Below are 13,082 nucleotides of genomic sequence, written 5' to 3'. Positions count from 1 at the left end.
CTGAACTTTTTTCCCTTTTGATTGATAGCCGTAAAGAATCGGTAAGTTTTCTCGGGCAGAAAGAGATTCAGACATCTAGTCGGAGAACCGATGATACCTTTACCCATCACAGACGCGGCCAGCACCTCCACCAACGCTATTGCGACGGTGACCCCTTCCGTTTTGCCGATCAGAAACGTGGCATTCACAGATGTTTTCACACTTCTTGTAGCCGCTTCCGAAAATTCAAAAGCAACTGAAGACACGGCGCATCTCTTGGTGCCAGAAGGTGAAGACACACCGCAAGATACGGAACTTCCCGCATCTGATTCGGCAACCGACGAGGAAGAGCTGACCCCTACATTGGTCATCGCGCCACCACCGGAGCCACGTGTTAACGCGGTTACAACGGTTGATACGGCCAAGGCTGAAGCAACATTAGAAACAGATGTACCGACAACACCGCGCGTCCCGGCGGCTGTATTTGATACTCCACAACCAAAGCCAGAGACTAAAGAAAAGCGCGCCCAGAACAGCATGGCGCAAATTATGGTTGAGGGGCGTTTTCCAGCCGCGCCGCCGCAGCATGGGGCTGTCACACCCCCAACCCAAGATTTGAAAGGCAGAGCAACGGAGCAATCGGCAACGCCCGCATTGCCTACCACTGTCAAACCGGATCAGACGCAGATCGCACAACCCGTTATGGCCGAAGCACCAAAGACGATCTCACCTACTGCGTTATTGGACGACACAACAAAACAGAAAGAAATAAGCCCCCGCGACCCCGCGCCGCTCGACGTCGAACCGTCCACCTTGCAGCCCGCAAAGACACCATCGACAGCTTCTCAATCACTGGTACCGTTGCAGGCAATGCGTATAGTACCCCAATCAGTTGAACCGCGCAGCGCTGTCCCAGATGAGGTTGAACTCTTGCCCAGCTTAACTGCCGGAGAGCGTGCCGGGCCCGTGGCCCATCAAACCGCCACCGTCGCAGCAGCAACCGCCGGCGCCGAAACCGCACGCCACGTCGCGAATCAGATCGCTGTCGTGATTGGCAACCAGCCAGGTCGGCCTACCGAGATTGCCCTCCAACCCAAGGAATTGGGACGCGTGAGGCTCAGTATGACAGCGGTAGATACAACGATCACTTTGAACATTCTGGCAGAGCGTCCTGAAACGACCGATCTCTTACGTCGTCACATTGATGCACTTTCGCAGGAGTTCGAGGCGCTTGGCTATGACACGATCTCCTTTTCATTTGGCCACGACACATCTGCCAGCGATGATCAGTCCGCCACCGACGGCGAAAGGCAGAGCGTTCCCGCAACTGAACAAGTAACGCAGGATACACCGCCACTTGACACTAAGTACCCAACCAGCGGGCTTGATCTTCGACTATAGAGGAAGAACCATGGAAATTACGCAATCCTCCGGCACGGAGCCGCGCACGTCTGTCTCACAGACCTCTACACCTCAAGAGATCAGCTCTGATTTTGAGACGTTTTTGCGGATGCTAACAGTTCAAATGCAAAATCAGGATCCGCTAAACCCGGTCGATTCGTCCGATTATGCCGTGCAACTCGCGACCTTTTCTCAAGTAGAGCAGTCCGTACTGACCAATGACTTACTGAAGTCGCTTTCAGCGCAAATGACCAGCAATGGGCTTGCAGGATTGGCCAATTGGGTTGGGAAAGAAGCGCGCGCAGAAGCCCCGGCCTATTTTGACGGCGAACCTATCATCCTCTCGCCTAAACCTGCGGTCGGTGCTGATCAAGCAGAACTGATTGTACGCGACAAAAACGGGGTTGATGTCCAGCGCTTGAACATTCCGATATCGACAACCGACTCGGTTGAATGGGCGGGGGTCGCGTCTGACGGAACGCCTTTTCCAGAGGGGCTTTACTCCTTCGAAGTTGTCAGTAGCACTGCGGGCGAGATCATCGCGGAAGACCCCCTCGACATTTACAGCGTCGTGACGGAGGTGCGCACAGAAAACGGCGAAACGATGCTTATACTCCAAGGCGGCGCAGTTGTTCCGGCTAGTCAGGTCACGGCCCTTAGAAACCCAGCCTGAACTGATTTTTCACCTTTGGCCAGCTTTCAATCCAAAACACGGCTACGGTAGTAAATGTGCAAGTTGACAGGAAAATCGTCGGGCACCTGAGATAGAAAGTGGCACAGAAGTTGGGGGCCAAGCTAACTCAAAGCTCCCGGCGTATGCAGGACCGGTCGCATTTCAAATCCAGCTTAAGGCGTTTTTGCTTCTGTCTCAATCGCTTCTGCATCCAACACCCCAGTTTCTTCGTGCGGCTCATGTAAGGCGACCGCGTTTTCGCGTGATTGCCCGACGATTAATGGCAGCATTTCGGTGCCCGCCGGCATGGCCACATCCCCAATGGGCGGTGTTTTCCACGCCAATGTATCAAAGGCGCCGCAATTGCTACAGGTTGCGGCCCAATTGCCGTGGATATGCTGACAATTTTCGCAGATCCATTGTGGACCGCGCGGTGCGGTCAGCGCGCGTGTCAGCCAGCCCCGGACCACGGAATCATCAGCCCCTTCACCGCGTTCGATGGCCGCCATAAGCGTCAGGTTTCGCGCTGTGGGATCGGTTTCTACCAGATCGCCCAGCGCCCGTTTGGCTTCGGGGAAATCCTCAGCTGCGATGTAAAGCTCGGCCAGCAGCATCCGTGTTTCGGGATGCGCTGCCGTGGTTTTGGTGAGCGCCTTGTACCGTTTGATCCGCGCCTGCGGCTCTTCATTCGGGATGATCTCTGCAAAGGCTGCGGCGATATCCGGGTGCGGCTGCGCAAGCCAGGCCTTGGTCAGAACGCGCGTAGCGTAGCGGCTGTTGTCAGCAGCGATATAGCTTTTCGCCGCCATGACCGCAGCAGGGATCAGATCGGGCGACAGGCGGTTCGCTTCAATCGCGGCCTCGCGGGCTTCGATTGTTTTACCCTCATCCATCACGTCCCGCGCTTCCGACAGGGCGAGCACAGCATCACGGCGTTTATGCACATCGCGCGGCAGGTTGCCTGATTTCAGCTTGGCCCCAAGCGTCTGACGCGCACCGACCCAATCGGCCTTTTCAGCCTGTAATCGCAGCAGGACATCTTGGGTTTCTTCGTGCTTGGGTTTCAAAGCAAACGCCTTTTGTGCAAGCAAAAGCGCGGTATCCGTGTCGCCCTCTGACAGTTTTTGCTTCATGATTCCGCGCACACCGACGAAACGTGTTTTTTCGTCTGTCAGCAGTTTCTTATAGGTCTCTTCCGCTTTGCGCCGGTCGCCAGTCATTTCAGCTGCTTGCGCTGTCAGCAGGTTGGTAAGCTGCGGCTGTTGCAGATATTTGTCCGCACGGGCGGCTTTGGTCATGGCCAGATGCCCTTCGCCAGAGGCGAGCGCCATCATCCCTTCGGACAGCGCTTCGTACCCTTTGCGTTCGCGGTTGCGGTCGAAATAGCGTGAGATCGCGGTTTCGTCACCGTTCAAGAACTTGAACGTGGCCACAAATAGCGCGAGCAGTTTCAACCCCAACCACACCGCTACAACCAAGGCGACCAATGCAAAAGCCATTTCCAGCGGGCTGAGCGTGAATTCGACGCCCATCGCGCTGATCGTGGCACCCCCGTCGACCTCCATCAAGAGCGTGCCGCCATAGGTGAGCGCCGTGACAGCAAGCACGAAAACCACGATTTTAATCAGGGACCAGAGCATGGATTACGCCTTTAATTGTCAATCAATGAGGTAGAGAGAATATCCGCCGCAGCAATGGCATCAGCCCGCATTTCAGCCAGCGCCAGCCATTCTGACATTTCCGCGCGGGCGACTTCGGGCAGCCCTGCCAGTTCAGCCAGCGTGTCGGACAGACGCCCCGTGCGCAAGGATGCCTCGGCCCTGGACAAGATCGCATCGGTGCCATTGCCTTCGCGCGGCGCGACCGAACGCACATCGAACTGATTGCGTAAAAACGCGCCAAAACCGCTGGTTTCTTCGCCCGAAACACCTTCGCTGCGCGCCGTTGTCAACGCTGCGCGCGCATATTCGGGGAATTGTTCCTGCAGGTCGGCAAGCGTCGGCACCCCGTCCTGCACAGCAAGAAGCGCATCCGGCGCGCTTTCACCAAGCGCATCTTCCAGATCACCCAATGCCGCGCCCAGCGGTGCCCCGCTTTCCAGTGCCGTCTGAATGCGGGCGACAGCGGCACGGCCTGCCGCCGCACGGGCCGCAGAGGCTGCGTTTTCTTCGATTGCGGCGGCTTCGGCGCGGGCGGTTTCAAGTTCGGTCGTGGCGATGTCGGTCATATCTTGGATTTGCGCGCGCAGGGCATCGAGTTCTGCCTCGTAGCCTGCAATTGCTGGTATCGCGTTGCCGCCTTCGCCACGCGGCAGCCGTTCAAGCGCTGCCATGCGTTCGGTCAAATCGGCAATGGTATCGCCAAGCTCCGCCTGCAGAGTTTCCACCTGCATGGCGAGGTTAGATTGCGTGGCCTCAATTTCCGACAGATCCGTGACGGATGCATCGGCGATCTGACGCTCCAGCGCGGCAATCGCGGAATCCTGATTTTCAATACGGTCGTTCAAGGCGGGGTTAGTCCCAAATCCTGTTTGTGTCCCAAGCAAAAATCCGATGCCGCCTGCGACCAGACCACCAAAAACGAGCGGCAGGAACCGGCTGCCTTGTCGCGGCGTGGCGGCGGCTGCCGTTGCTTTGGCGGCCTCTTCTATCGGCTCATCTCCCGCGGAAGGCGGGGGTGGCGTTTGTTTTACAGGTGCGGTTGGTTTGGCGTCCGCTGCTTTTTCGGGCGAAGATACTGTCGGAACAGGCGATTTCGCAGCGGATTTCGATAGCGCTGGCGCAGATTTGGCGGAAGCGCCCGCAACATGGACTTCGGGTGGTATCGCATCAATGCCGTGTGAAGTTGATTCGGCAGCGCTTACGCGCGTATTGCCCGCCTTCACTGGCTTTGTCGCAGCCTTTCGGCCTTTCGCTGGCTGTTTTGCCACGTTTTCACCCCTTCTGCGCCCCCACCCGCCTTGACGCAGGTGATCTTGCCACACTATCCCGGCTCTGCGCGACCCTCAAGCAATCGCGCGCTTATTGCACACGGCTGCATAACGCGTTCAGACATGCAATCGTTGCATCAACCACCCCACCCACGTCTGGCCGATCCGCCACGACCATAAAACGTGGCTGCAAATCCACCGCTATCACTTCAACAGCGGAGCTGATCGCCACGACATCAATTGGAGTGGTGAACGGGCCGTTTTCAACAAGGATTTCCGCTGTTCGCGGTGAAAATAACGGAAAAACAACAGGCGCACCCGATGTCAGAGCGTCCAGCGCCGCCGCGTTCAATTTCTTTGCGTGCTGCTTGTACCCGATTACTTCTGTGCAGCGCAGCCCGGCATCCGTTAATCGCTCCGCAATATTACCCCGACTATGCTCGCCCCGAATATGGACGAGCGTCATCGCAGGGCCCGCGGCACTGATCATCCCGATCAACCCTTCGGCATCTGCGGGGCCGACGATTGGCGAAAACCCTGCGTCTTGCGCCGCCTGCCCGGTCTTTTCACCAACACACCAGGCGGCCATGCCCGCAGGCAAGCCAGCCTCCGCCGCAACCGCAACGCCATTGACGGATGTCAGGATCAGCGCCTCGGCCTGTGCAACCATTGGCGACAGCGGAACAGGCACGATATGTAAAAGCGGTGACTGTATCACCTCAAGAGAACCGGCCCACCGCGCCTGAACTGCATCGGCATAGGCCGCGCCCTGCGGGGCTGGTCGTGTCACGATCAAGGTCGGCGTCATCGGCGCACCATTGTTAGAAGCTGGGTGCAGTGTTACCTGCGAAGGACAAACACGCAACCGGATGAACCATGACGACGCCTCTTACGCTCCTTGGGATTGAAAGCAGCTGCGACGATACTGCAGCTGCCGTGGTGCGCGGGACCGACATCCTGTCATCAGTTGTGCACACGCAAACGGCGCTGCATGCGGATTTTGGCGGTGTGGTTCCAGAAATCGCCGCACGCGCCCATGCGGAAAAGCTGGATTATTGTGTGGAACAGGCGCTGGACGATGCTGGCCTACGCTTGGAACAGTTAGACGGGATCGCCGTGACCTCCGGCCCCGGTTTGATTGGCGGTGTTCTATCTGGCGTGATGTGCGCAAAGGGGCTGGCGGCAGCAACGGGCCTGCCATTGGTTGGGGTGAACCATTTGGCCGGTCATGCGCTGACCCCGCGTCTGACCGATCAACTGGATTACCCCTATCTGATGCTGTTGGTGTCCGGCGGTCATTGCCAGTTCCTGATCGTGCAGGGGCACGACAGTTATCAGCGGATCGGTGGCACGATTGATGACGCGCCGGGTGAAGCATTTGACAAAACCGCCCGCATCCTTGGGCTGCCGCAACCCGGTGGCCCGTCGGTTGAGAAAGCCGCGCAAACGGGTGATGCCGCGCGGTTCGATCTGCCCCGACCGCTGCTGCATCAGCCCGGTTGCGACATGTCGTTTTCAGGTTTGAAAACTGCAATGCTGCGCGCGCGGGACCGTGTTATCGCGGAAAAAGGCGGGCTGACTGCACAGGATCAGGCCGATCTGAGTGCCGGTTTCCAAGCTGCCGTTTCAGACATCCTGATCGAAAAAACCCGGCGTGCGCTTGCGATCTATCTGGCTCTGCAACCGTCCTGCCCGGCCTTTGCCGTGGCGGGCGGTGTGGCGGCCAATAGCGCGATTCGGCAGGGGCTGCAGGCCCTCTGCGCCGAACGGGGCGTGCAATGCATTGCCCCCCCGTTGCGGCTGTGTACGGATAATGCGGCGATGATTGCCTATGCGGGGATTGAACGAATGCAACATGGGGAAACCGATGACATGACGCTTTCCGCCCGCCCCCGCTGGCCGCTTGACCAAATGGCGGCCCCAATGCTGGGATCAGGCAAAAAAGGAGCCAAAGCATGAAGATCGGTGTGGCAGGCGGCGGCGCATTTGGCACCGCGCTTGGCGTGGCGCTTGCCCTGGACGAAAACGATATTCTGCTTTGGGCGCGCAACCCGGAGGCTGTCGCGACCATGCAGTCCACGCGAACCAACTCCAAACTGCCCGGCGTTACCCTGCCCGCGCGCATGGCGTTTTCCGCGGATTTGGAACCGCTGTTTGCCTGCGATATTATCCTGCTCGCTATTCCGGCGCAGACATTGCGTGGGTTTTTGACCGAACATGCGGACCGGTTGGTGGGCAAGCACCTGATTGCTTGCTGCAAGGGGATCGACCTGACGCGGATGACCGGACCTGCCAGTACGATCCGTGATTTGGTGCCGAATGCGAATGCAGCGATCCTGACCGGGCCCAGCTTTGCCGCAGATATTGCGCGCGGCCTGCCCACCGCGCTGACGCTCGCCTGCGCTGATGATGAGCAAGGCGCGCAGCTGCAAACAGCGCTATCCACAACCGCCCTGCGGATTTACCGCACGGCTGATACGGTCGGCGCAGAGCTGGGCGGCGCGCTCAAAAACGTGATGGCCATTGCGTCAGGCGTCGCCATTGGTGCCGGATTGGGAGAAAGCGCGCGCGCCGCGCTGATCACGCGTGGATTTCCTGAAATGCAGCGGCTCGCCATCGCGCTTGGCGCGCAGCCCGATACACTGTCTGGCTTGTCGGGCTTTGGTGATCTGGTGCTGACCTGCACGTCAGATCAGTCGCGCAATTATCGCTATGGGTTGGCGCTTGGCGCGGGCGAAGCCTTTGACATCACAACCACCGTCGAAGGCTCTGCCACGGCCCGCGCGGTGCGCAAACTGGCGCAGGAGCTGGATATCGATATGCCGATCTGTGCGGTGGTGGCCGCGCTGGCAGATGGAACAACCGACGTGCCGACCGCGCTGAGCGCGCTGCTGTCACGTCCACTAAAGGAAGAATAACATGCGTTTTGCCCTGATGACCAAAGACAAAGCCGGTGCGCTGCAAATCCGGCTGGACAATCGCGCGGCTCACCTAGGCTATATCGAAACGACGGGTGTGGTGGAAATGGCAGGTCCGCTGCTGGATGATGCGGGCGACATGTGCGGGTCGCTGGTGGTCCTGGAAGTGCCCGACATGGCGGCAGCGCAGAACTGGGCCGATAACGACCCTTATGCGCTGGCCGGTCTGTTCAGCGAGGTGACGCTGATCACCTGGAAAAAGGTGATTGGCTGATGGCTTACTGGCTCTTCAAATCCGAACCTGATGTCTGGGGCTGGGACAAGCAGGTCGCAAAGGGTGAAGCAGGCGAACAATGGGATGGCGTCCGCAACTACCAAGCGCGCAACAACATGCGTGCAATGAAACTGGGCGACCGGGGGTTTTTCTATCACTCCCGCACAGGGCTAGAGATTGTCGGCATCGTCGAAGTCTGCGCCGAGGCACATCAGGACAGCACCACAGATGATGAACGCTGGGAATGCGTGGATATCAAGGCTGTGCGCCCGTTCACCCGGCCCGTCACGATGAAAGAAATCAAAGCCGACCCGCGGCTGGCAGAGATGTCGCTGGTCAATAATTCACGCCTGTCGGTGCAGCCGGTCACAGACGCGGAATGGCAAATCATCTGCGAGATGGGCAACACAAAACCCTAGATTTCACTCACCCGATTGCGCATGATTTATCTAAGCTTAATTCAGCGGGGGGATGCACATGGGGTTTCTATCTGTCATCATCGCCGCCGCCTGCGGGTTTGGCTTTGGCGCCTTTTGGTACATGAGCTTGTCAAAACCCTGGATGCGCGCGGTGGGGATTGAAACGCGTGAAGACGGCAAGCCGATCGGAAACGGATCATCCTTGCCCTATCTGCTCGCCACGATTGCGATGCTGCTCGTCGCGGGGATGATGCGGCATACATTTGTCTTGTCAGGCATCGACACGCCGGGCAAAGGGCTGCTTTCGGGACTGGGGATCGGGCTATTTTTCATCAGCCCTTGGATCATGATTAACAATGCTTACGGCATGCGACCCTTCATGCTGACGTTGATTGATAGCGGCTATGCGACCTTTGGCTGTGGGCTGATAGGGTTGGTTCTAACGTTGCTTTAACACTTGCGAGGACCCGGAAGCATTTCGCGTCCTCGCCTTTCATAAAGCCGGCGATCAATCAGCCGTAGACGGCTTCTTTGCCAAAGTGCTTGGTCAGCATATAGTAAACCACTGCGCGGTATTTGTTCCGCTCGGACATGCCGTATTTTTCAAGCACCGATGTGATCGCGGTGTCCAGATCGGGGCTGTCTTTCAGGCCCAGCTTCTTGATGAGAAAATTGTTTTTGACGGTTGCAATCTCATCAGGCTGGGTCGCAGCGACAGTGGCCGCATCAGCGTTGTAGATTGCAGGCCCGCAACCGATTGTAACCTTGCTCAGCAGGTCCATATCCGGCGTGATACCACATTTATTCTTCAGGTCTTCTGCGTACTTTGCAATCAAATCGTCTCGTTTACCCATGAGAATTTCCCCGACTTTGTTATCATCCAGCGCCCCGATACGGCGCGACGCTGGGCGGAGATTAGCCGCAAGCCACGTATTTGTTAAAGATATTTTCCCCCACCGGCGATATTCTGCTCCGCGCGATCACCGGCAAAAACCCCATCCGGTCGATTGTAGGTGAAAATGATCCGCATGTAGCCGGTTATAGTCAGGCGAAAGCGTCAGGTTAAACCACGTGCAGGCATCATCGCGCACGCGCCGCAAAAACGCCGCCTGATCAGGCGCGCCATCCCAATCGGACAGCAGGCGCAGCCGCCGCCCGTCCGCCAGTTGGAACCCGGTAATATCGATGGCATCTGCGGTCGCATGGCTGCTCATCCGGGTAGATTCCCCGCGACTATTACGCAACTTGCGGCAACTATAGCTGCCGATATGTGTGATCCCGGTCACGCTACTGCCCAAAAGATCGCGGGCGGCGGGTTGCAGGCTATGATGTTCCCACATGGCAAGGCGCAGGGCAATGGCGCAGCGGGTTTCAATATCACGGATGCGCGCCTGCCCAACGCGCGACAGCGCCACCCGGTCGCGCATATGACATTGGGCGCTTTCTTCAAGATCACTGCGCTGTTGCAAGCGAGCCGTATCGCCCAGCGCAGCAACGCAGCTTTGCATATCCGCCGCAGCACGGTCGAGCTTCCATGCGGTTAGCGGGGTCACCGGATGCGTGACCAGCAAGGGCTGGGTCGGGTTCCATTCCGGTGGCAGCGGTGTGTCCGGATGGGTCAGCGCCTGATAGCCGCCGTACCCCAACGCAGCGGCAAAAAGCAACGTACCCGCAAGGTGGAAAACCCGGCGGGTACGTGATGGTTTCTTTGCCCGATCCTTAGCGGCACGCTGCGCCATTTCCTGACGTTTGCTGTGCCGCATCAGCGATCAATAGCGGTAATGTTCTGGCTTGAACGGCCCTTCGACAGTGACACCGATGTAATCCGCCTGTTCCTTTTTCAGCTCGGTCAGCTTCACCCCGATCCGCTTCAGGTGCAGGCGCGCGACCTTTTCATCCAGATGCTTGGGTAGGATAAAGACGCCGGGCTGGTATTCTTCACCTTTGGTCCAGATTTCGATTTGCGCCAGCACCTGATTGGTGAATGAGGCGGACATCACAAACGATGGGTGGCCGGTGGCATTGCCAAGGTTCAGCAAGCGGCCTTCGGACAAGAGAATGATCCGGTTGCCCGAAGGCATTTCGATCATATCCACCTGTTCCTTGATATTGGTCCACTTGTGGTTCTTCAGACTGGCGACTTGGATTTCATTGTCGAAGTGACCGATATTGCCGACGATCGCCATATCCTTCATCTCGCGCATATGCTCGATCCGGATCACGTCTTTATTGCCGGTTGTGGTGACGAAAACATCGGCAGAGCCGACGACGTCTTCCAGCAGAACAACCTCAAACCCGTCCATAGCGGCCTGCAATGCGCAGATCGGATCGACTTCAGTCACTTTGACGCGCGCGCCGGCCCCTTGCAACGATGCGGCAGAGCCTTTGCCAACGTCACCGTAACCGCAGACAACCGCAACCTTGCCTGCAAGCATCGTGTCAGTCGCGCGGCGGATGCCGTCGACGAGCGATTCCTTACAGCCGTATTTGTTGTCGAATTTCGATTTGGTCACGCTGTCATTGACGTTGATCGCAGGGAACGGCAGCTGGCCCTTTTTATGCAGATCATAAAGACGGTGCACGCCGGTAGTTGTTTCTTCGGACACGCCTTTGATGGCATCGCGGGTTTTGGTGAACCAGCCGGGGGATTGGGCCATACGCTTTTTGATCTGCGCTTTGATCGCCTCTTCCTCTTCGGATTGGGGCACGGCGATGATGTCTTCGCCCGCCTCGGCGCGTGCGCCTAGCAGAACGTACAGCGTCGCATCACCACCATCGTCAAGGATCATGTTTGCGCCATCGGGGAACTGGAAGGATTTATCGAGATAATCCCAATGTTCCTCAAGGGTTTGCCCTTTGATCGCAAAGACCGGGGTGCCGCCAGCAGCAATCGCCGCCGCCGCGTGGTCCTGCGTCGAAAAGATGTTACAGGATGCCCAGCGCACATCAGCACCCAGCGCCACCAGCGTTTCGATCAGCACGGCGGTCTGGATCGTCATATGTAGCGAGCCGACAATGCGCGCGCCTGCCAGCGGCTTGCTGTCGCCATATTCCGCGCGCAGGGCCATCAGGCCGGGCATCTCTGTCTCGGCGATGTCGAGCTCTTTACGGCCGAATTCGGCCAGACCGATGTCCTTAACGACGTAGTCTTGCGACATTTGCATTCTCCTGAAAAAAGTTAGGGCTTCCATAGCATCGTGACCGGGTTGCCACAATCCAAAGCTGCGTATTATTGAGGGGCAAACAAACCGTGAATATGGGGCAGGGATGAAGCAACCAAGAGCATGGCAGCGGATGCTGTCCGGGCGCAGGCTGGACCTGCTTGATCCGACCCCTGTGGATATTGAGATTGAGGATATCGCCCACGGCCTCGCCTTCGTCGCCCGCTGGAACGGGCAGACAAAGGGTGATTTTGCCTATTCCGTCGCCGAGCATTCCTTGCTGGTAACCGAGATTTTCGCGCGCCAGCAGCCCAAGGCACCGGTGAAATGGCAATTGGCCGCGCTGCTGCATGACGCCCCGGAATATGTGATCGGGGACATGATCAGCCCGGTCAAGGCCGCCGTCGGTCCGGGCTACGGCGCGCTGGATGACCGGCTGACCGCTGCGATCCACCTGCGCTTTGGCTTACCCGCGCAAATCCCTGTGACGATCAAACGCCAGATCAAGCGCGCCGACCGTTTGTCGGCCTGGCTGGAGGCGGTGCAGATCGCAGGTTTCACTGTGGAAGAGGCCGACAAGTTCTTTGGCAAACAAGACCCGGAATTGACACGAGAATTATCTATCCGGCTGCGCCCGCCGGTGATGGTACGTAATGATTTTACCAAAAAATATCATGATCTTATGGGGACGCTATGATTATTCGCGATGCCGAAAACCGCGATACTGCTGACATGTGCGCGCTGTTGAATGCGATTATTGCCAAAGGCGGCACCACCGCCCATCAGCGCCCCTTTGACCCTGAGCGGATGCGTAAACACTACTTGGCTCAATCCAACTTCATCAGCTGTATTGTGGCGGAAGACGCAGGCCGCGTCATTGGGTTTCAATCTCTCGCATGGCCCGGAGAGGATGAGGGCAGATTGCCAAAGAACTGGGGCGTTATCGCAAGTTTTGTCGCGGATCAGGCGGCGGGCAAAGGGGTTGGTCAGCGCTTGTTCGCAGCGACGCACCAAAAGGCGCAAGCGGCGGAGGTCGCGACGATTGATGCGACGATCCGCGCCGACAACGTGCCTGGGCTGCGCTATTACAGCGGGCTTGGCTTTGTCGATTATGTCCGGTTCAAGGGTGTTCCGCTGCCGGACGGAACGCTGGTTGATAGGGTCTGCAAACGCTTCGATCTGCCCTGATATGTCCCGTCGCCACCGCATCGGATTGGCGTCGGAAAAGCGTCGGACCGCACCGGCCCCCACATTTGCCATCTGTTAAGAATGCACCGCCCCGAACTATCTTCGCCCGATGCGGGCGCATTCAATATTGCGTTAATCTA

The 13,082-nt window shown here is 57.9% G+C and carries 15 protein-coding genes; 9 read left to right on the top strand and 6 right to left on the bottom strand.

Annotation, left to right across the window (positions count from 1 at the left end):
* Nucleotides 1–90: 90 nt before the first annotated feature.
* Both ACJ5NV_RS07490 and ACJ5NV_RS07485 read left to right on the top strand, forming a co-directional pair.
* Nucleotides 91–1,380, top strand: coding sequence for a flagellar hook-length control protein FliK (locus tag ACJ5NV_RS07490; protein ID WP_411643028.1), 1,290 nt, complete (start codon nucleotides 91–93; stop codon nucleotides 1,378–1,380).
* Between the two features lie 10 nt (nucleotides 1,381–1,390).
* Complete coding sequence (locus tag ACJ5NV_RS07485; RefSeq protein WP_411643027.1) at nucleotides 1,391–2,053, top strand: flagellar hook capping FlgD N-terminal domain-containing protein; 663 nt, start codon at nucleotides 1,391–1,393, stop codon at nucleotides 2,051–2,053.
* A 173-nt stretch (nucleotides 2,054–2,226) separates the two neighbouring features.
* Here ACJ5NV_RS07485 and ACJ5NV_RS07480 read toward each other — a convergent pair whose 3' ends face one another.
* The 3 genes from ACJ5NV_RS07480 to ACJ5NV_RS07470 form a co-directional block, all read right to left on the bottom strand.
* Entirely contained in the window at nucleotides 2,227–3,693 is a 1,467-nt protein-coding gene (locus ACJ5NV_RS07480) for a heme biosynthesis protein HemY (RefSeq protein ID WP_411643026.1), read from the bottom strand.
* Nucleotides 3,694–3,704: 11 nt separating this feature from the next.
* The gene (locus ACJ5NV_RS07475; RefSeq protein WP_411643025.1) at nucleotides 3,705–4,982 is read right to left on the bottom strand and encodes a hypothetical protein; all 1,278 of its coding nucleotides are present in this window, start codon (nucleotides 4,980–4,982) and stop codon (nucleotides 3,705–3,707) included.
* Between the two features lie 91 nt (nucleotides 4,983–5,073).
* Nucleotides 5,074–5,790: a uroporphyrinogen-III synthase gene (locus ACJ5NV_RS07470; RefSeq protein ID WP_411643024.1), complete on the bottom strand. Its 717-nt coding sequence runs from the start codon at nucleotides 5,788–5,790 to the stop codon at nucleotides 5,074–5,076.
* Nucleotides 5,791–5,858: 68 nt separating this feature from the next.
* Here ACJ5NV_RS07470 and tsaD point away from each other — a divergent pair, with 68 nt between their 5' ends.
* Genes tsaD through ACJ5NV_RS07445 form a run of 5 tightly spaced genes read left to right on the top strand, consistent with a single transcriptional unit; the run spans nucleotide 5,859 to nucleotide 9,047 of the window.
* Nucleotides 5,859–6,941, top strand: a complete 1,083-nt coding sequence (gene tsaD / locus ACJ5NV_RS07465) for a tRNA (adenosine(37)-N6)-threonylcarbamoyltransferase complex transferase subunit TsaD (RefSeq protein WP_411643023.1) — start codon at nucleotides 5,859–5,861, stop codon at nucleotides 6,939–6,941.
* Entirely contained in the window at nucleotides 6,938–7,900 is a 963-nt protein-coding gene (locus ACJ5NV_RS07460) for an NAD(P)H-dependent glycerol-3-phosphate dehydrogenase (RefSeq protein ID WP_411643022.1), read from the top strand. The genes tsaD and ACJ5NV_RS07460 overlap by 4 nt, the downstream gene beginning before the upstream one ends.
* Before the next feature lies 1 nt (nucleotide 7,901).
* Nucleotides 7,902–8,174 carry a YciI family protein gene (locus ACJ5NV_RS07455; RefSeq protein ID WP_411643021.1) on the top strand — a complete coding sequence of 91 codons (273 nt, stop codon included), beginning with the start codon at nucleotides 7,902–7,904 and terminating at the stop codon, nucleotides 8,172–8,174.
* Nucleotides 8,174–8,593, top strand: coding sequence for an EVE domain-containing protein (locus ACJ5NV_RS07450; RefSeq protein ID WP_411643020.1), 420 nt, complete (start codon nucleotides 8,174–8,176; stop codon nucleotides 8,591–8,593). The genes ACJ5NV_RS07455 and ACJ5NV_RS07450 overlap by 1 nt, the downstream gene beginning before the upstream one ends.
* Nucleotides 8,594–8,651: 58 nt before the next feature.
* On the top strand, nucleotides 8,652–9,047 hold the full coding sequence (locus ACJ5NV_RS07445; RefSeq protein ID WP_411643018.1) for a DUF1761 domain-containing protein: 396 nt from the start codon (nucleotides 8,652–8,654) through the stop codon (nucleotides 9,045–9,047).
* Between the two features lie 58 nt (nucleotides 9,048–9,105).
* Here ACJ5NV_RS07445 and ACJ5NV_RS07440 read toward each other — a convergent pair whose 3' ends face one another.
* From ACJ5NV_RS07440 to ahcY, 3 genes are all read right to left on the bottom strand, one after another.
* Entirely contained in the window at nucleotides 9,106–9,447 is a 342-nt protein-coding gene (locus tag ACJ5NV_RS07440) for a DUF2853 family protein (protein WP_411643017.1), read from the bottom strand.
* A 126-nt stretch (nucleotides 9,448–9,573) separates the two neighbouring features.
* Nucleotides 9,574–10,356 (bottom strand): extensin-like domain-containing protein, encoded by a 783-nt coding sequence (locus ACJ5NV_RS07435; protein WP_411643016.1) that lies wholly within the window; start codon nucleotides 10,354–10,356, stop codon nucleotides 9,574–9,576.
* 6 nt (nucleotides 10,357–10,362) lie between these two features.
* A complete protein-coding gene (ahcY, locus tag ACJ5NV_RS07430; RefSeq protein WP_411643015.1) occupies nucleotides 10,363–11,751 on the bottom strand; it encodes an adenosylhomocysteinase in 1,389 nt (462 codons plus the stop codon).
* A 109-nt stretch (nucleotides 11,752–11,860) separates the two neighbouring features.
* Here ahcY and ACJ5NV_RS07425 point away from each other — a divergent pair, with 109 nt between their 5' ends.
* Both ACJ5NV_RS07425 and ACJ5NV_RS07420 read left to right on the top strand, forming a co-directional pair.
* The gene (locus ACJ5NV_RS07425; protein ID WP_411643014.1) at nucleotides 11,861–12,451 is read left to right on the top strand and encodes an HD domain-containing protein; all 591 of its coding nucleotides are present in this window, start codon (nucleotides 11,861–11,863) and stop codon (nucleotides 12,449–12,451) included.
* A complete protein-coding gene (locus ACJ5NV_RS07420) occupies nucleotides 12,448–12,942 on the top strand; it encodes a GNAT family N-acetyltransferase (RefSeq protein WP_411643013.1) in 495 nt (164 codons plus the stop codon). The genes ACJ5NV_RS07425 and ACJ5NV_RS07420 overlap by 4 nt, the downstream gene beginning before the upstream one ends.
* Nucleotides 12,943–13,082 lie beyond the last annotated feature (140 nt).

Source organism: Loktanella agnita, assembly GCF_046640325.1.
GTDB classification, from domain to species: Bacteria; Pseudomonadota; Alphaproteobacteria; order Rhodobacterales; family Rhodobacteraceae; genus Yoonia; species Yoonia agnita.
This window is presented reverse-complemented; position numbering and strand designations above follow the sequence as displayed.